Source organism: Streptomyces sp. NRRL S-455 (assembly GCF_000717875.1).
In the GTDB taxonomy this organism is placed as follows: Bacteria; Actinomycetota; Actinomycetes; order Streptomycetales; family Streptomycetaceae; genus Streptomyces.
Genome location: NZ_JOCT01000018.1, coordinates 170,022 through 188,142 on the forward strand (window position 1 = coordinate 170,022; position 18,121 = coordinate 188,142).

The following is an 18,121-nucleotide window of genomic DNA, read 5'->3' on the forward strand; positions in this document are numbered from 1 at the left end:
GTACCCGCGAGTACCCGCGAACCGCGCTCACCCGCCGGACAGGACCCTGACCAGGTCTTCCGCGGTGCGGCAGCGGTCCAGGAGCTCCTTGACGTGATTACGCGTTCCGCGAAGCGGTTCCAGGGTTGGAACGCGCTGCAGGGAGTCCCGGCCCGGCAGGTCGAAGATCACGGAGTCCCAGGAGGCCGCCGCGACGTCGTCCGCGTACTGCTCCAGGCAGCGGCCGCGGAAGTACGCCCGCGTGTCCTCAGGAGGCGCCGTACGGGCCCGCTCGATGTCCGCCTCGCCCAGCAGGCGCTTCATGCGCCCGCGGGCCACCAGACGGTTGTACAGGCCCTTCTCGGGGCGCACGTCGGCGTACTGGAGGTCGACGAGGTGCAGCCGTGCCGCGTCCCAGTCCAGGTCGTCCCGGCGCCGGTAGCCCTCCATGAGTTCCCGCTTGGCGACCCAGTCCAGCTCGCCGGCCAGGCTCATCGGGTCGTGCTCCAGACGGGTGAGGGTGTCCTCCCAGCGGGACAGCACGTCCTTGGTCTGGTCGTCGGCGTCCGCCCCGAACCGCTCCTCCACGTACTTGCGCGCGAGCTCGTAGTACTCCATCTGCAGCTGGACCGCGGTCAGCGTCCGGCCGCTGCGGAGTGTGACGAGGCGCTTGAGCGAGGGGTCGTGCGAGACCTGGTGCAGCGTACGAACGGGCTGGTCGACCGCCAGGTCCACCGCGATGAAGCCGTCCTCGATCATCGACAGGACGAGGGCCGTCGTACCCAGCTTCAGGTAGGTCGAGATCTCCGACAGGTTCGCGTCGCCGATGATCACGTGCAGACGGCGGTACTTCTCGGCGTCCGCGTGCGGCTCGTCGCGGGTGTTGATGATGGGGCGCTTGAGCGTGGTCTCGAGGCCGACCTCGACCTCGAAGTAGTCGGCTCGCTGACTCAGCTGGAAGCCGTGCTCGTGCCCGTCCTGACCGATGCCGACGCGGCCCGCTCCGGTGAACACCTGACGGGAGACGAAGAACGGCGTCAGGTGGCGCACGATGTCCGAGAAGGGGGTCTCCCGCTTCATCAGGTAGTTCTCGTGCGTGCCGTAGGACGCGCCCTTGTTGTCGGTGTTGTTCTTGTACAGGTGGATCGGCTGGGCACCGGGCAGCTGGGCGGCCCGTTCCGCGGCCTCCGCCATGATCCGCTCGCCGGCCTTGTCCCAGAGGACGGCGTCCCGGGGGTTGGTGACCTCGGGGGCGCTGTACTCGGGGTGCGCGTGGTCGACGTAGAGCCGTGCGCCGTTGGTGAGGATCACGTTGGCCAGGCCGATGTCCTCGTCGGTGAGCTGGCTGGAGTCGGCGGCCTCGCGGGCGAGGTCGAAGCCTCGCGCGTCCCGCAGCGGGTTCTCCTCCTCGAAGTCCCAGCGGGCCCGGCGGGCCCGGTGCATCGCCGCCGCGTAGGCGTTCACGATCTGGGACGAGGTGAGCATGGCATTGGCGTTGGGGTGGCCGGGGACGGAGATCCCGTACTCCGTCTCGATGCCCATTACTCGCCGTACGGTCATGCGGCCCTCCTTGCCCGGCGGCGCCCTCGGTCGTGGGCGCCGCTCAGATACCGCTGGCGCTCGGTTGCGTGTGCGGTACCCGTCCCCGCACTGCGCGACTCGGCGGTACGCAAGAGCCTAGAACGCCTTTGCGCTGGTGGGGAGATCATTTGCGTCATTGCGTTGCTCCAGCCGTGGCCTGAAAAACAGTCGGCTGCGGGTACCCGCCGAGGGCACCCGCAGCCGCCCTGCCTTTTACAGGTACTGACCGGTGTTCGCCACCGTGTCGATGGAGCGTCCGGTGTCCGCGCCCTGCTTTCCGGTGATGAGCGTACGGATGTACACGATCCGCTCGCCCTTCTTTCCGGAGATCCGGGCCCAGTCGTCCGGGTTGGTGGTGTTCGGCAGGTCCTCGTTCTCCTTGAACTCGTCCACGCAGGCCTGGAGGAGGTGGGAGACGCGGAGACCCTTCTGGTTCTTCTCGAGGAAGTCCTTGATCGCCATCTTCTTGGCGCGGCCCACGATGTTCTCGATCATGGCGCCGGAATTGAAGTCCTTGAAGTACAGGACTTCCTTGTCACCATTGGCGTAAGTGACCTCCAGGAAGCGGTTTTCCTCGGACTCAGCGTACATCTGTTCGACGGCCGTCTGGATCATGCTCTGGACGGTGGAGGCCTTGGAGCCGCCGTGCTCGGCGAGGTCGTCGCCGTGCAGCGGGAGGCGCTCGGTGAGGTACTTGCCGAAGATGTCCTTGGCCGCCTCGGCGTCCGGACGCTCGATCTTGATCTTCACGTCCAGCCGGCCGGGCCGCAGGATGGCGGGGTCGATCATGTCCTCACGGTTGGAGGCGCCGATCACGACCACGTTCTGCAGGCCCTCCACACCGTCGATCTCGGCGAGCAGCTGCGGGACGATGGTGTTCTCCACGTCCGAGCTGACGCCGGAGCCACGGGTGCGGAAGAGGGACTCCATCTCGTCGAAGAAGACGATGACGGGCGTGCCCTCGCTGGCCTTCTCACGGGCCCGCTGGAAGACGAGGCGGATCTGCCGCTCCGTCTCACCGACGTACTTGTTCAGCAGCTCGGGGCCCTTGATGTTGAGGAAGAAGCTCTTGCCGGCGGCCTGGCCGGTCACCTCGGCGACCTTCTTGGCCAGCGAGTTGGCCACGGCCTTCGCGATCAAGGTCTTACCGCATCCGGGGGGCCCGTACAGCAGGACGCCCTTCGGCGGCCGCAGTTCGTGCTCCTTGAACAGGTCCGGGTAGAGGTACGGGAGCTCCACGGCGTCCCGGATGGCCTCGATCTGGCCGCCGAGTCCGCCGATCTGCTCGTAGCCGATGTCGGGGACCTCTTCGAGGACGAGCTCCTCGACCTCGCTCTTCGGGACGACCTCGTAGACGTATCCGGAGCGGGGCTCCAGGAGCAGGGCGTCGCCGGGGCGGATGGTGACGTCCAGCAGCGGCTCGGCGAGCCGCACCACCCGCTCCTCGTCGGTGTGCCCGAGCACCAGGGCCCGCTCACCGTCCTCGAGGATCTCCTTCAGTGTGACGATGTCGCCGACGCTCTCGTACTCCATGGCCTCGACCACGTTGAGAGCTTCGTTGAGCATCACTTCCTGGCCGCGCCGGAGCTCGTCGAGCTCGACGCTGGGGCTGACGTTCACCCTGAGCTTGCGGCCGCCGGTGAAGATGTCGGCCGTACCGTCCTCGTTCGCCTGCAGGAAGACCCCGAAGCCGGCCGGCGGCTGCGCGAGCCGGTCGACCTCCTCCTTGAGGGCCACGATCTGATCCCGGGCCTCACGGAGTGTGTTGGCGAGTCGCTCGTTCTGTGCGGACACGCCGGCCAGATTGGTCTGCAGCTCGACGATCCGCTCTTCGAGAATCCTCGTGTGTCGCGGAGAGTCGGCGAGCTTGCGTCGCAGGACGGCGATCTCCTGCTCAAGGTAGGCGATCTGCCCGGCCGGGTCGTCGGACCCGCGTCCCGGGCGGATGCCGCGGTTCATGTCGTCGTCGTGGGCTGCCACGGTCCTCACCTCCTCCAAGGGGAGCTGGACGCTTCCAGACCCTACCTGGGCGGGTGTCGATTGAAACCCCTAGATCACAAAGACGGTCGGGGTGTGTCCGATCTTCACCCTTGCGCTCTCCCTCACGCCAGGGGAATACCCAGCGAACATGATTGGAACCCAGCCGGAGGTAGGGTCGAAGCGTTCAACACCCGTCAGAGCTGGCCGGATTCCCGACACGGCTCGACGTATGAAACGGCAGGAGACATGAGCGTGCAGCAGGAGGCCGGAGTCGAGGGCGAGGCGCTGGAGGTCTGGATCGACCAGGACCTGTGTACCGGCGACGGCATCTGCGCCCAGTACGCGCCCGAGGTGTTCGAGCTGGACATCGACGGTCTGGCCTATGTGAAGAGCGCCGACGACGAGTTGCTCCAGGACAAGGGCGCGACAACGCCCGTTCCGCTGCCGCTACTCACGGACGTGATCGACTCCGCGAAGGAGTGTCCGGGCGAGTGCATCCACGTGCGTCGAGTTTCGGACAGCACCGAGGTCTACGGACCGGACGCGCAGTGACCATTTCCGTACGCTGCGTTAATACTGTCTGATATCTCACACACCGGCGCCACGCCGGCTTCACACGCTGCGGGCCCCTGACGGCGTCGAGCGGACGAACGCGCCGTTCTGCCAACGCCATTTCACGTCGCTCTTCACGTCGGGGCAGCAACGCGGCACGTCGGACGACGAGTAGCCGAGGAGCGTGGCCGTGACGGCGCCGCCGTGCACGGCGAAGTCGCTGACGTTGGTGCGGTCCTCGGGGCCGAGCAGCGTGGCCACCACACGGGGCTTCCCTCCCTCGCCGTCCTGGGTGAGGACGTACACGCCGTCGGGCGGCGTGCCCATCGGGGAGTCGCAGTGGACCACGGCCACCGTCTCGGGGTTGCCGTCGCCGTCGAGATCTCCGGAGGCCTTCTTCTTCACCACCGCCCGTACCGGTCCGCACTCGATCGGGAACGTCACCGCGGCCGGGTCGGGCGGAGCGCTGTGCGCCGGGGCGCTCTTCGCCCGGGGACCGGCTGCCTGGGCCGCCGTCGCGGCATCCGGCTGCAGCAGCGAGGACAGGGCCACGACGCCGGCGACGGCCGTGGCGGTGGCGAGCCAGTGGATCGGGCGGGTGTGGGTGTGGGCGAGCTCCGGGACGGCGGAAGGCTGCACTAGGAGAGTCTCCTGAGGCTGTGCCGGTGGGGTGCGGTGGCCAGCATGGTGCCACACGTCACACCACGAGGGAACGGCGGGGTGTGCATGTCCGGTGCCGGGGAAGTCAGAAGAGTTACGGTTCCTGCCGCTCTGTCAGCAAGCCCGTGTCCCCGCGGCACCACGCGGTGGCAACCGAGAGGCGCGGTGGCGGAGTTCCGGAGTGGCTCCGGGAACTCCGCCACCGCGCCTGTTCGTTGTGCGAGGGACGGGCGGTCTCAGCGGCCGTTGCCGCCGTCGGCGTTGGGTCCGGCGTAGTCCTCGCCGTAGGCGCCCTTGGCCGGGCGGCGGCGGCGCATGGGCGGCTCGACCCCGTCGGCGAGGCGGCGGGCGGTGAGCAGGAAGCCGGTGTGGCCGATCATCCGGTGGTCCGGGCGGACGGCCAGGCCCTCGATGTGCCAGTTGCGGATCATCGTCTCCCATGAGGTCGGCTCGTTGAAGCAGCCGATCTCGCGGATGGACTCGACGGTCCGGGCGAGCTGCGTGGTGGTGGCGACGTAGCAGCAGAGGATGCCGCCGGGGACGAGCGCCTTGGAGACGGCCTCCAGGCACTCCCAGGGGGCGAGCATGTCGAGAATGACGCGGTCCACGTCGGTGTCGGACAGGTTGTCCTGGAGATCGCCGACGGTGAGCTGCCAGGCGGGGTGCGGGCCGCCGAAGTAGCGCTCCACGTTCGCCTGGGCGATCTCGGCGAAGTCCGCGCGGCGCTCGTAGCTGTGCAGCATGCCCTGGTCGCCGATGGCGCGCAGCAGGAAACTGCTGAGCGAGCCGGAGCCCACGCCGGCCTCCACGACGCGGGCGCCGGGGAAGATGTCCGCGAAGGCGAGGATCTGCCCCGCGTCCTTCGGGTAGACGACGGCCGCCCCGCGGGGCATGGACAGGACGTAGTCGGGGAGCAGGGGGCGCAGCGCGAGGTAGGCGACGTTTCCCGTGGTGCGGACAACGCTGCCCTCGGGAGCACCGATCAGTTCGTCGTGCGGGAAAGAACCCTTGTGGGTGTGGAAGTTCTTTCCGGCCTCGAGCGTGAACGTGTAGTGGCGGCCCTTGGGGTCGGTCAGCTGTACCTGGTCCCCGACCTTGAAGGGCCCGCGCCTGCGGGCGGCACCGGTCGGTTCGGACATGTGACCAGCCTACCGGCAGCCGGGAGGGCCGCCGACCACTGGTGCCGCGGCAGGCACTAGGACGGCCTCGCCATCGCCTTCACGAAGGCGCGCTCGACGTCGGCCGCCGACAGCACGCCGTAGATCTCACCGGTCTCCTCCACCACCAGGTACTCGGTGGCGGGGGTGGCGCGCAGGGCGTCCAGCAGTTCCTCTCCCGAGAGTTCCGCCGAGACGCGCATGCCGTCGGTGAGCTCCTGGGCGAGGCCGCTGACGGCGACCCAGGGGCGGCGGTGTTCGGGTACGCCGGCGATGGCGGCCTCACGGACGAGGGAGACCGGACTGCCGTTCGCGTCGACGACGACCAGGGCGCGGGCGCCGGCGGAGTTGGCCCGGCGCAGGGCCTCGGAGAGGGGGGTGTGGGATTCGACCGGGACGGCACGGCGGGTGAGCGCACGGGCGCGCAGTTCGGGGAGGTGCTCGCGCAGCCGGGCCATGCGCAGGCTGTTGCCGGCGCCGGTCCAGATGATCGCGGCGAGGATGGCGGCGAGCAGTGCGTCCAGGACGGTGTCCATGCCGACGTTGTCAGCGGCGTCGGTGCCGAGTGCGCCGGACTGGGTCAGCAGGGGCAGGCCGATCAGGACGGAGACGGCGAGGAAGCGGCCGACCCAGGCGGCGACGACGGTGCCGCTCATCGGCTTGCCGGTGAGCTTCCAGACGACGGCGCGGAGCATACGGCCGCCGTCGAGGGGCAGGCCGGGCAGCAGGTTGAACGCGGCCACGATGAGGTTGGAGATCATCAGGCCGGCCAGCAGCACAGCCGGGACGGTACCGGGTTCCACGGCTTGCAGGGCGCCGTAGAAGACGCCGGCCAGGACGAGGGAGAGCAGCGGACCGACGAAGGCGAGCACGAACTCGCGGCCGGGGGTCTCGGCCTCCTTCTCGATCTCGGAGACGCCGCCGAAGAACTGGAGCTGGATGCGGCGGACCGGGAGCTTGAAGCGGAGGGCGGCGACCGTGTGGGCCAGCTCGTGGACGAGTACGGAGGCGTAGAAGGCGACCGCGAAGAACAGGGAGACCAGGTAGCGGGCGGCACCGAGCTCGGGCAGCACTCGTTCCAGCTGTCCGCCGAACACCCAGGTGATCAGCGCCGCGACGAGGAACCAGCTGGGCGCGACGTACACGGGTACCCCGAACGGCCGTCCCATGAGCAGCCCGCCTCGTGGTTCCGGGGGCCGCTGGGGGGCGGGGCCCTTGCCGTCGGCGGAGTGGGCCAGGGGGCCGTCGGCGGGGGCAGGAGGCTCGGGGCGGCGGTGGGGACCAGCCGCGTCCTGGGCCGGCGCCGTGGGCCGGCGGTCCGCGTCGGGCTCGCCGGGGGCAGGGGCCGCGTGGGGGCCGCGGGCGTAGGAGCGGTCGGGGTGCGTGTCGCCCTCGGGTGAACGGGTTCCGTCGCGCTCGCCCTGGGCGGGGGCAGCGCCGGAACCGTCGGCACCTGCGTAACGGGAGGGTTCCGGACCGGCTTGCGCCGCCGAGCCGCCGGCTGAGTCGGCCGGCCCTCGCGGGGCCTGGCGGTCGTCGGCGGAGTCGGCCGGCCCTCGGGGAGCCTGCGAACCGTCCGCGGAATCGGCCCGCCCCGGCCGGGTCTGAGAGGCGTCCGCGGAGCTTGCCGGCCGTGGCGGTGGCTGCGGGCCGTCGGTGTCCTGGCCGGTCGCCGAGTCCGCCGTCGGTCCGGGAGCCTGCCCGGCCGGGCGGTCCCCGGTGGCGGGTGCCCGGTCCGGAGCCGAGCCGGCTGCCCGAGGCGCCCGCGCGGACGAGTGGCCGCCGGAACCGGTGTGTTCCTCCGGCTGTGGTGTCGCGGAAGCGGCGTCGTCGTCACGCTCGGGGGTGAACCGCCGTCCGTCCGCGGGCCGTTCGTCGGCGGGAGTCGGGTCGGTGGCCCGGGCCGGAGGTCCCGCGTGGCGTTCGGCCGACTCGTCGTTGCCGGACCGCGGCTGCCCGCGCCCGCCGCTCTCGTCCACCGGTGTCCCCTCGTTCGAAGCGTCTCCCGCACCTGCCGGACGGGAGGTTCTCGAGTCGATGGTATGCGTCCGTCGAGCCGCGTTTCTCCCCGGCACCCCTGTGTTTCCCCCTGTCCCCGTCCGCCTCGCGCCACGGTGGGGCCCGTGGCTGGGTCACTGTCAGTGGCGGGCCGTATGGTCTGAGGCATGGAGACGAGCACCGAGGGCGCGGCGCAGCCCGACAGCAGCCCGGCCGCGGCTGCCGGTCCGCCGGTCCCGGCCGGGCCCGCGGAGACGACCGCGGACGCGGCAGTGGACGCGGCCGTGAAGACCGCCATGGAGACCGCGACCGAGACCGTGCCCGCCGCCATACCGCCCGCCTCGCTGTCCCCCTCACGTGCCGGCGACTTCATGCAGTGCCCGCTGCTCTACCGCTTCCGGGTCATCGACCGGCTGCCGGAGAAGCCGAGCGAGGCGGCGACGAGGGGCACCCTGGTGCACGCGGTCCTGGAGCGGCTCTTCGACGCCCCGGCCGCCGAGCGCACGGCGCCTCGGGCGAAGGCGCTGATCCCGGGCCAGTGGGACCGGCTGCGCGAGACGCGACCCGAGGTCGTGGAGCTGTTCGCCGACGATCCGCAGGGCGAGCGGCTGGCGCGCTGGCTGGGCGAGGCGGAGCAGCTCGTCGAGCGCTGGTTCACGCTGGAGGACCCCAGCCGGCTGGAGCCGGCCGAGCGGGAGCTGTTCGTCGAGGCGGAGCTGGAGTCCGGGCTGCGGCTGCGCGGGATCATCGACCGGGTCGACGTGGCGCCCACGGGCGAGGTCCGGATCGTCGACTACAAGACGGGGAAGGCGCCCAGGCCCGAGTACTCCGAGGGCGCCCTGTTCCAGATGAAGTTCTACGCGCTCGTCGTGTGGCGGCTGAAGAACGTCGTGCCGCGGCGGCTCCAGCTGGTCTATCTCGGCAGCGGCGAGGTGCTGACGTACGACCCCGTCCTCGCCGATCTGGAGCGGGTCGAGCGCAAGCTGCTGGCGCTGTGGGAGGCGATCCGGCGGGCGACCGAGACGGGCGACTGGCGGCCGCGGCCGACGAAACTGTGCGGCTGGTGCGACCACCAGGCCCACTGCCCCGAGTTCGGCGGCACTCCCCCGCCGTATCCGCTGCCTCTCCCCCAAGGGGACACGGCCGCGGACGGTGAGGGCGCCTGAGCCGAGCAGGTCCGCGCAGGGCAGAATGGGCGGGACTAGCGAAGGAGACTCACGTGGCCATCCGCGTCCTACTGGTCGACGACCAGCCGCTGCTCCGTACGGGCTTCCGGATGATCCTGGAGGCCGAGCAGGACATCGCGGTCGTGGGCGAGGCCGGAGACGGCCTACAGGCGCTCGACAAGGTGCGGGCTCTGCAGCCCGACGTGGTCCTGATGGACATCCGCATGCCGCGGATGGACGGTGTGGAGGCGACCCGGCAGATCACCGGCCCCGGGCGGGACGGCCCGGCGAAGGTGCTGGTGCTGACCACCTTCGACCTGGACGAGTACGTGGTGGAGGCGCTGCGCGCCGGTGCCAGCGGCTTCCTGCTGAAGGACGCGCCGGCCAATGAGCTGGTGCAGGCGATCCGGGTCGTGGCCGCGGGCGAGGCGATGCTCGCGCCGAGCATCACGCGCCGCCTGCTCGACAAGTACGCCACGCATCTGCCGTCCGGCGACGAGCCGGTGCCGGACACGCTGCACACGCTCACCGACCGCGAGGTCGAGGTGCTGAAGCTGGTGGCGCGCGGGCTGTCCAACGCCGAGATCGCCGCCGACCTGTTCGTCAGCGAGACCACCGTCAAGACGCATGTCGGGCATGTGCTCACCAAGCTGAGCCTGCGCGACCGCGTGCAGGCCGCGGTGTACGCGTACGAGAGCGGGCTGGTGCGCCCCGGAGCGCAGTAACCCCCGGTGCGACGAGGCCGCCCTCTGCCGGGAGCAGGGGCGGCCTCATTCCGTGTGTGTGTCAGGCGTCCTTGCTCAGCTCCCAGAAGCGGAACACGGTCGACGCGTCGAGGCAGTACTCCAGACCGTAGACGCCGTCGCGGACGACCGCGTACTGCTTGGCCTGCCACACCGGCAGGACGGGCAGCTCGTCGGCGACGATGTCCTGGAGCTCACCGAACTCCTTGTCGGTGGAGGCGCGGTTGGTCAGGGCGGCGGTACGAGGGATGAGCGAGCCGGTGATGGTGTTGTTCTCGTAGTTGTTGCCCAGCACGTTGTCCTGGCCGAAGAAGGGCGCCGTGAAGTTGTCGGCGTCCGGGTAGTCGGGCACCCAGCCCTTCACGTACACGCCGTACTTGCCGGCGGCGATGTCCTTCTCGTACTGGCCGAACGGCACGGACTTGACCTTGGCGTCGAACAGGCCGCTGGCGTTGAGCTGGCCGGCGATGGCGGTCAACTCCTGGTCGGTGGCCGGGCCGTAGCGGGACGGGGTCGACCAGAGGGTCAGCTTCACCTTGCCGGTGATGCCGTCGGCGCGCAGCGCGGCCTCGGCCTTGGACTTGGACGGGCGGGCGCCGTAGGTGTCGAAGAAGGCCGTGTTGTGGCCCCCGATGCCGGCCGGGATGATCGAGTACAGCGGGGTCGCGGTGCCCTGGTAGACGTCCCTGATGAGGGCTTCGCGGTCGAGCAGGTGGGCGATGGCCTTGCGGACGCCGAGCTTTCCGGCGACCGGGTCGTCCATGTTGAACACGAGGTGCTGGACCTCGGCGCTGCTTCCCTCGACGACCTCGGTGCCGGTGCCGTCGTCGGCCTTCTCCATGTCGGCGATGTCGCTCGCGGTGAGGCCGCGGTAGGCGATGTCGATGTCCTCGTTCTGGATGGCCTGCTTCAGGGCGGTCTGGTCACCGTCGAAGAACTTGAGGGTCACGCCGGTGTTCTTCACCTTGGCGGTGCCCTTGTAGTTCTCGTTGACGGAGAAGACCGCCTGGTCGCCGTCGAACGAGTCGAGCTTGTAGGGGCCGGAGCCGACGGCCTGCCGGTCCTTGCGCAGCTTGCCCGCGTCGTACTCGTTGTGGTTGACGATGGAACCGGCGCCGGAGGCGATCTTGCTGGGGAAGGTGGCGTCGGACGTGTTGAGGTGGAAGACGACCGTCGTCTCGTCCGGCGTCTCGACCTCGTCCAGCGTGGGGAACATGATCGCGGGCCCGTCGGGGTCGTTGATCTTCAGCATCCGGTCGAAGGAGAACTTGACGTCCTCGGAGGTGAGGGCGTCACCGTTGCTGAACTTGAGGCCGTCCTTCAGCGTGCACCTGTAGACCGAGCTCTGCGTGTCCGTGAAGGCGCAGCTCTCGGCGGCCTCCGGCTGGGGTTCCGTGGCGCCCTTGGGGAAGCTGAGCAGCGACTGGAAAACGTTGTTGAACAACAGCCAGGAGCCGGGGTCGTAGCCGGAGGCCGGGTCCGTGGCGAGGACGTCGTCTGACATCCCCACCACCACGTTGGAGCCGTCCCCCGATGAGTCTCCGGTCTCCGAGCCGCAGCCGGTCAGCAGGCCGGAGGCGAGCCCCGCCACGATGGGCAGGACCGGCCACTGGTTGCGAATGTTCACGTGTGTGCCTTGTCGTCGGTTCTCGAGAACACCCGGAGCATGTCCCTGGCTCCGGGGCACGGTTCCCCGGGGCCACGGTCAGGGGCCCCGGGGTTCCAGCGGGTCCGTCAGCCGCTCACGCCCCGGCCGAGCTCCCAGAGCTGGAGCGTCGACGCGGAGTTGAGCGCGTAGGCGGTACCCGTGATGTCGTCGCGCGCGGCGACGTACTGCTTGCCCTGCCACAGTGGCAGCACCGGCACGTCGGTGGCGACGATGTCCTGAATATCCGTCAGGCTGCTGGATGCGGACAGCCGGTCCGCCTCACGGCGCGAGTCCGGGATCAGGGTGTCGCGGATCTGGCTGTTGTCGTACGGCGAGCCGAGGGTGTTGTCCTTGTCCAGGAACGGCGCGAGGAAGTTGTCGGCGTCCGGGAAGTCGGGGAACCAGCCCATGCCGTAGACGTCGTACTCGCCCTTCTTCTCGGCCGGGCGGAACGTGTCCCAGGGCGTGCCCTTGATGTCGGCGTCGAACAGGCCACTGGAGTTCAGCTGGTCGCGCAGGATCTCGAACTCCTCCTTGGTGGCCGGGCCGTAGTGGTCGGTCGTGTAGTGCAGCGTCAGCTTCACCGGGGTGGTGATGTTCGCCTGGTTCAGCAGGGCACGGGCCTTGACGGCGTTCGGCTCGCCGTACTTGTTGAAGAACGAGTTGGAGTGCCCGGTGACGCTGGCCGGGACCAGCGAGTACAGCGGCTCGGCCTGGGAGCCGTAGACCTTGGAGACCAGTTCGCCGCGGTTGACGACCTGGGCCATCGCCTGGCGCACGGTCTTGGACTTCACCGTCGGGGCGTCGGTGTTGAAGCCCAGGTAGCGGATCTCCAGGCCGGACATCTCGACGAGGTCGATGCCGGTGTCCGCGTCGCCCGAGAGCTCCCGGATCTGCTTCGGGGACATGGCGCGGGTCATCAGGTCGATGTCGCCCTTGTCCAGCGCCGCGCCCATGGCGTCGGCGTCCTTGAAGGAGACCATGGAGACCTTGTCGTTGCTCACCTTCAGGCTCCCCTTGTAACCGGGGTTCCGGGTGAACTCAGCCTTGACCATCTCGCCGTTCTCGACGTCGGCCTTGAGGGTGTACGGGCCGGAGCCCTGGAGGTCGAAGCCGTCGCGCAGCCTGTCCTTCGGATAGTCGTCGGGGTCGACGATGCCGGCGACGGGCGTCGACAGTTTGTACGGGAAGGTCGCGTCGGCGGTCTTGAGATGGAAGATGATCTCGCGGTCGCCCTGTGTCTCGACGGTGTCGATGGTGGACAGCAGCGCGAACACTCCGCTGTCGGCCTTGAGGGAGAGGGCGCGGTCGATGGAGTACTTGACGTCGGCCGCGGTGACGGGGTCGCCGTTCGCGAACTTCAGGCCGTCGCGCAGGGTGCAGGCGTAGCGCTCGTTGCCGGTGTCGGTGAAGCCGCAGCGCTCGGCGGCCTCGGGCACCGGCTCGCCCTCGCCGCGGGGCTGGATCATCAGGGTCTGCACGGTCTGGCGCAGGATGTTCCAGGTGCCGACGTCGTAGGCGTACGCCGGGTCGAGGGGCGCGGGCGCGTCCTTCGAGGCGGTGAACCGGTCCGTGGTGCCGACGACGATCGCGCCGTCGTCGCCGCTCCCGCTGCCCGATCCGCCGCAGGCGGCGAGCACCGGCGCGAGCAGGCCGATCACGGCCGGCAGCACCAAAGTCTTGCGGTTCATGCTCGAGTTTCTCCAGAGCTGTCGACTCCGTGTATCCGGCATGCAGGGGTGGCGCAGCGGATCACGGAGGTGGGGCGATGTTCTCGCAACGAGATTAGTCCGCGCTTGCACGAGGGTTCGCAGCCACCGGAGTTGAGGGCCCATCACGCTGCGGAACCGGGCGTGGACACACCGAAAGACCGTCAGCGGAAGCTTTGGTACAGCGTTCCACCAATCGGGACACAAGGGCACGCCGATGACCCCCTGAAGGGGGTACGCAGCACATGGCGGATCCAGTGTCGACCCCGATTCACGTGGGGAACGTCACACACGTAAACGGGTTCGAAGGTACGGGAATTCAGCCGCCGGAGGGGGGCGAATTCCCCTTCGGAATTACCGCCCTAACTCCACTGCACGCTGGGTGAACACCTAGCGCATTTCCGTCATCAGACCGTGCAGAAAAGTCAGGTCGACCTCTTCCAGGGAGCTGACGACCGTACGGCGGAGGGCCGGGGTGATGGGGGCCACCGAAGGTACGGCCACGACGTGGCAGCCCGCCGCCTCGGCCGCGGCGACCCCGGTCGCGGTGTCCTCGATGACGGCGCACCGGGCCGGCTCCGCGCCCAGCCCGACGGCTGCCTTCAGGTAAGGGTCGGGGTGGGGCTTGGTGCGCGGCACCTCGTCACCGGCAACCGTCAGGCCGAAATGGTGCGCGCCCAGCGAGTCCAGCACCTTGTCGATGATGCGCCGGTGCGAGGCGGAGACCAGGGCCGTGGGGATCTCGTACTCGTACAGCTCGGCCAGCAGCCGGCCGGCGCCCGGCATCAGCGGCAGCGCGCGGCCGATGCGCTCCTCGAAGCCGTCGTTCAGCAGCACCGTGAGTTCGTCGAGCGGGATGTCGGCGCCGGTGGCCTCGATCAGGAAGCCCGCGCTGCGGGTCATGGGGCCGCCGACCACGACATGGCGCCAGGAGTCGTCGAGTGTGTGGCCGAGGGAGGCGAAGACCTCGACCTCGACGTCCCACCAGAAGCCCTCCGTGTCCACGAGGGTGCCGTCCATGTCGAGGAGCACGGCCTGCAGGGCCGACCCATCGGCCGTACGGGTACTGAGCGCGGGGACCGTACTGGTCATCCACCTACCTCCTTGAGGGACGATCAGGCCGGTTCCCGCACGGGGAACCGGCCTGCAGTGGACCGACCATTCTACGACGTCTGCGAGCGAAGTGCCTCGTTTAACCGCTGTGCCCCGGGGCACATCATGCATACGCCCGGGGGCGCTGTGACGTGCACCGGAAAGGCCGCTCAGCGGGCGTTGAAGTACTTCGCCTCCGGGTGGTGGATCACGATCGCGTCCGTGGACTGCTCGGGGTGGAGCTGGAACTCCTCGGACAGGTGGACGCCGATGCGCTCCGGCTGGAGCAGGTCGGCGATCTTCGCGCGGTCCTCCAGGTTCGGGCAGGCACCGTAGCCGAGGGAGAAGCGGGCGCCCCGGTACTTCAGCTCGAACATGCCCTGCATCTCGTCCGGGTCCTCGCCCGCGAAGCCGAGTTCGGAGCGCACGCGCGCGTGCCAGTACTCGGCGAGCGCCTCGGCCAGCTGCACGGACAGGCCGTGCAGTTCGAGGTAGTCCCGGTAGGCGTTGGCCTCGAAGAGCCGCGCGGTCTCCTCGCCGATGCGCGAGCCGACGGTGACGACCTGGAGGCCCACGACGTCCGTCTCGCCGGACTCCTCCGGGCGGAAGAAGTCGGCCAGACACAGGCGGCGGCCACGGCGCTGACGCGGGAAGGTGAAGCGGGTGCGCTCGTTGCCCTGCTCGTCCAGGATGATCAGGTCGTCGTCCTTGGAGACGCACGGGAAGTAGCCGTAGACCACGGCCGCCTCCAGCAGGTTCTCCGTCTGGAGCCGGTCGAGCAGGCCGCGCAGCCGGGGTCGGCCCTCGGTCTCGACGAGCTCCTCGTAGGAGGGGCCCTCGCCGGTGCGGGCCTGCTTCAGGCCCCACTGGCCCTTGAACAGGGCGCCCTCGTCGAGCCAGCTCGCGTATTCCTTGAGCTGGATGCCCTTGATCACGCGGGTGCCCTGGAAGGGTGCCTTCGGGACGGGGTTGTCGGTGGCGACGTCGGAGCGGACGTGGCCCTCCTCGGGGCGCTCCTCCACGGCGGCCGGGGCGGTGGCCCGGACACGGCGCTGCCTCAGCTCGGGGAGCTTGGCGCCGGGCACGCCCCGCTTGACGCCGATCAGGGCGTCCATCAGGCGCAGGCCCTCGAAGGCGTCGCGGGCGTAGCGGACCTCGCCCTCGTAGATCTCGTGCAGGTCCTGCTCGACGTAGGCGCGGGTGAGGGCGGCGCCGCCCAGGATGACCGGGAAGTTCGCCGCCAGGCCGCGCTGGTTCAGCTCCTCCAGGTTCTCCTTCATGATCACGGTGGACTTGACCAGGAGTCCGGACATGCCGATGACGTCGGCCTTGTGCTCCTCGGCGGCGTCCAGGATCGCGGAGACCGGCTGCTTGATGCCGAGGTTGACCACGTTGTAGCCGTTGTTGGACAGGATGATGTCGACGAGGTTCTTGCCGATGTCGTGCACGTCGCCGCGCACGGTGGCCAGCACGATGGTGCCCTTGCCCGCCTCGTCGCTCTTCTCCATGTGCGGCTCCAGATGGGCCACCGCCGTCTTCATGACCTCCGCGGACTGCAGCACGAACGGCAGCTGCATCTGGCCGGAGCCGAACAGCTCGCCGACGACCTTCATGCCGTCCAGCAGCGTCTCGTTGACGATGTCCAGCGCCGGCCGCTGCTGGAGGGCCTCGTCCAGGTCGGCCTCCAGTCCGTTGCGCTCGCCGTCGATGATGCGCCGCTTCAGGCGCTCGTCCAGCGGCAGCGCGGCCAGCTCCTCGGCCTTGCCGGCCTTCAGGGACTTGGCGGTGGCGCCCTCGAACAGCTGCATCAGCTTCTGCAGCGGGTCGTAGCCCTCGGCGCGGCGGTCGTAGATGAGGTCCAGAGCCGTCTGGACCTCCTCCTCGCTGAAGCGGGCGATCGGCAGGATCTTCGACGCGTGCACGATCGCCGAGTCCAGGCCCGCCTTGACGCACTCGTCGAGGAAGACGGAATTCAGCAGGATGCGGGCGGCCGGGTTGAGGCCGAAGGAGATGTTGGACAGGCCGAGCGTGGTCTGCACCTTCGGGTGGCGCCGCTTCAGCTCGCGGATGCCCTCGATGGTGGCGACGCCGTCCCCCCGGGACTCCTCCTGGCCGGTGCAGATGGTGAAGGTCAGGCAGTCGACGAGGATGTCCTCCTCGTGGATGCCCCAGTTGCCGGTCAGGTCGTCGATGAGCCGTTCGGCGATCTCGACCTTCTTCTCCGCGGTGCGGGCCTGGCCCTCCTCGTCGATGGTCAGCGCGATGAGGGCGGCGCCGTGCTCCCTGGCGAGCTGCGTGACCTTGGCGAAGCGGGACTCGGGTCCGTCACCGTCCTCGTAGTTCACCGAGTTGATCACCGCGCGGCCGCCGAGCTTCTCCAGCCCGGCCCGGATGACGTCGACCTCGGTGGAGTCCAGCACGATCGGCAACGTGGAGGCGGTCGCGAAACGCCCGGCCAGTTCCTCCATGTCGGCGACGCCGTCCCGGCCGACGTAGTCCACGCACAGGTCCAGCATGTGCGCGCCCTCGCGGATCTGCTCCCGGGCCATCTCCACACAGTCGTCCCAGCGGCCCTCCAGCATGGCCTCGCGGAACTTCTTCGAGCCGTTGGCGTTGGTGCGCTCACCGATGGCCAGGTAGGAGGTGTCCTGCCGGAACGGCACGCTCTGGTAGAGCGAGGCGGCGCCCGGCTCGGGCTGCGGGTCGCGCTCGGTCGGGGTGACGTCGCGGACCCGCTCGACCAGCTGACGCAGGTGCTCGGGGGTGGTGCCGCAGCAGCCGCCGACGAGGGAGAGGCCGTAGTCCTGGACGAAGTTCTGCTGGGCGTCGGCCAGGCCCTCGGGGTCGAGCGGGAAGTGGGCGCCGTCCTTGGTGAGGATCGGCAGACCGGCGTTCGGCATGCACAGCAGCGGGATGCGCGAGTGGCGCGTCAGATAGCGCAGGTGCTCGCTCATCTCGGCGGGGCCGGTGGAGCAGTTCAGGCCGATCATGTCGATGCCGAGGGGCTCCAGAGCGGTCAGGGCCGCGCCGATCTCGGAGCCGAGCAGCATGGTGCCGGTGGTCTCGAAGGCCATCGAGCAGAGCAGGGGCACCTCGACGCCGGTGGCCTCCATGGCCCGGCGGGCGCCCAGGACGGACGCCTTCGTCTGGAGCAGGTCCTGGGTGGTCTCCACGAGCAGCGCGTCCGCGCCGCCCGCGAGCAGGCCCTCGGCGTTGGCCTGGTAGCCGTCGCGGATGGCGGTGTAGGTGACGTGGCCGAGGGTGGGCAGCTTGGTGCCGGGGCCGATGGAGCCCAGGACCCAGCGCTGGCGGCCATCCCGGGCGGCGTACTCGTCGGCCACCTCGCGGGCGATCCGGGCACCCGCCTCGGACAGCTCGTGCACACGGTCGGAGATCTCGTACTCCGCCGCGGCGGTGTGGTTGGCGCCGAAGGTGTTGGTCTCGACGCAGTCGACGCCCACCGCGAAGTACGCGTCGTGGACGGAACGGACGATGTCCGGCCGGGTCAGGTTCAGGATCTCGTTGCAGCCCTCGAGGTTCTGGAAGTCCTCGAGCGTCGGATCCTGCGCCTGGAGCATGGTGCCCATGGCCCCGTCGGCCACGACCACACGGCCGGCCAGGGCCTCTCGAAGGGCGGACACACGGGTCCGGCTGTCTGCGGAAGGGGTCGGCGGCAACGAGGCCATGTAAGGGCTCCCTCAAATGCGACGGCTGTCGGCTATGCGGCTTCCCGGACACCCGGAGGTCACCCCGGGGATCGGCGCACGGCGCCAGCCTAACCGGGAGTCGCCCGGGATGGGCAGGGCGTCCACGAGGCGGACGCGGATGGCGGCCGGGCGCCCGCAGTGCACCGTAT

Annotated in this window: 12 protein-coding genes; 3 read left to right on the forward strand and 9 right to left on the reverse strand. The window is 69.6% G+C overall.

The window, feature by feature from the left end; all coding sequences use genetic code 11:
• Positions 1-27: 27 nt before the first annotated feature.
• Together dop and arc are read right to left on the reverse strand one after the other, a co-directional pair.
• Complete coding sequence (gene dop, locus IE97_RS0123570) at positions 28-1,539, reverse strand: depupylase/deamidase Dop (RefSeq protein WP_420706131.1); 1,512 nt, start codon at positions 1,537-1,539, stop codon at positions 28-30.
• A gap of 234 nt (positions 1,540-1,773) precedes the next feature.
• Positions 1,774-3,540, reverse strand: a complete 1,767-nt coding sequence (arc, locus tag IE97_RS0123575; RefSeq protein ID WP_030244020.1) for a proteasome ATPase — start codon at positions 3,538-3,540, stop codon at positions 1,774-1,776.
• 246 nt (positions 3,541-3,786) lie between these two features.
• On the opposite strand from arc, the gene IE97_RS0123580 reads away from it, so the two are divergent.
• A complete protein-coding gene (locus tag IE97_RS0123580; RefSeq protein WP_030244023.1) occupies positions 3,787-4,092 on the forward strand; it encodes a ferredoxin in 306 nt (101 codons plus the stop codon).
• A 60-nt stretch (positions 4,093-4,152) separates the two neighbouring features.
• Here the strand turns inward: IE97_RS0123580 and IE97_RS0123585 are convergent, their stop codons facing one another.
• The 3 genes from IE97_RS0123585 to IE97_RS0123595 form a co-directional block, all read right to left on the reverse strand.
• On the reverse strand, positions 4,153-4,731 hold the full coding sequence (locus tag IE97_RS0123585) for a hypothetical protein (protein WP_030244025.1): 579 nt from the start codon (positions 4,729-4,731) through the stop codon (positions 4,153-4,155).
• A gap of 257 nt (positions 4,732-4,988) precedes the next feature.
• The gene (locus IE97_RS0123590; protein ID WP_030244027.1) at positions 4,989-5,891 is read right to left on the reverse strand and encodes a tRNA (adenine-N1)-methyltransferase; all 903 of its coding nucleotides are present in this window, start codon (positions 5,889-5,891) and stop codon (positions 4,989-4,991) included.
• Between the two features lie 56 nt (positions 5,892-5,947).
• The gene (locus tag IE97_RS0123595; protein ID WP_030244030.1) at positions 5,948-7,888 is read right to left on the reverse strand and encodes a site-2 protease family protein; all 1,941 of its coding nucleotides are present in this window, start codon (positions 7,886-7,888) and stop codon (positions 5,948-5,950) included.
• 186 nt (positions 7,889-8,074) lie between these two features.
• On the opposite strand from IE97_RS0123595, the gene IE97_RS0123600 reads away from it, so the two are divergent.
• Together IE97_RS0123600 and IE97_RS0123605 are read left to right on the forward strand one after the other, a co-directional pair.
• A complete protein-coding gene (locus IE97_RS0123600; protein ID WP_030244032.1) occupies positions 8,075-9,073 on the forward strand; it encodes a RecB family exonuclease in 999 nt (332 codons plus the stop codon).
• A gap of 53 nt (positions 9,074-9,126) precedes the next feature.
• Positions 9,127-9,798 carry a response regulator gene (locus tag IE97_RS0123605; RefSeq protein ID WP_030244034.1) on the forward strand — a complete coding sequence of 224 codons (672 nt, stop codon included), beginning with the start codon at positions 9,127-9,129 and terminating at the stop codon, positions 9,796-9,798.
• Between the two features lie 61 nt (positions 9,799-9,859).
• Here IE97_RS0123605 and IE97_RS0123610 read toward each other — a convergent pair whose 3' ends face one another.
• The 4 genes from IE97_RS0123610 to metH form a co-directional block, all read right to left on the reverse strand.
• Positions 9,860-11,443 carry an ABC transporter substrate-binding protein gene (locus IE97_RS0123610; RefSeq protein WP_030244037.1) on the reverse strand — a complete coding sequence of 528 codons (1,584 nt, stop codon included), beginning with the start codon at positions 11,441-11,443 and terminating at the stop codon, positions 9,860-9,862.
• Between the two features lie 107 nt (positions 11,444-11,550).
• On the reverse strand, positions 11,551-13,155 hold the full coding sequence (locus IE97_RS0123615; protein WP_030244039.1) for an ABC transporter substrate-binding protein: 1,605 nt from the start codon (positions 13,153-13,155) through the stop codon (positions 11,551-11,553).
• 408 nt (positions 13,156-13,563) lie between these two features.
• Entirely contained in the window at positions 13,564-14,265 is a 702-nt protein-coding gene (locus tag IE97_RS0123620; RefSeq protein WP_030244042.1) for an HAD family hydrolase, read from the reverse strand.
• A gap of 170 nt (positions 14,266-14,435) precedes the next feature.
• The gene (metH, locus tag IE97_RS0123625) at positions 14,436-17,951 is read right to left on the reverse strand and encodes a methionine synthase (protein ID WP_030244045.1); all 3,516 of its coding nucleotides are present in this window, start codon (positions 17,949-17,951) and stop codon (positions 14,436-14,438) included.
• Positions 17,952-18,121: the final 170 nt, after the last annotated feature.

Excerpts from the sequence above, each read along its gene's own strand:
- dop (WP_420706131.1), bottom strand. The coding sequence starts at position 1,539 with ATGACCGTACGGCGAGTAATGGGCATCGAGACGGAGTACGGGATCTCC.
- IE97_RS0123580 (WP_030244023.1), top strand. The coding sequence starts at position 3,787 with ATGAGCGTGCAGCAGGAGGCCGGAGTCGAGGGCGAGGCGCTGGAGGTC.
- IE97_RS0123590 (WP_030244027.1), bottom strand. The coding sequence starts at position 5,891 with ATGTCCGAACCGACCGGTGCCGCCCGCAGGCGCGGGCCCTTCAAGGTC.
- IE97_RS0123600 (WP_030244032.1), top strand. The coding sequence starts at position 8,075 with ATGGAGACGAGCACCGAGGGCGCGGCGCAGCCCGACAGCAGCCCGGCC.
- IE97_RS0123615 (WP_030244039.1), bottom strand. The coding sequence starts at position 13,155 with ATGAACCGCAAGACTTTGGTGCTGCCGGCCGTGATCGGCCTGCTCGCG.
- IE97_RS0123620 (WP_030244042.1), bottom strand. The coding sequence starts at position 14,265 with ATGACCAGTACGGTCCCCGCGCTCAGTACCCGTACGGCCGATGGGTCG.
- metH (WP_030244045.1), bottom strand. The coding sequence starts at position 17,951 with ATGGCCTCGTTGCCGCCGACCCCTTCCGCAGACAGCCGGACCCGTGTG.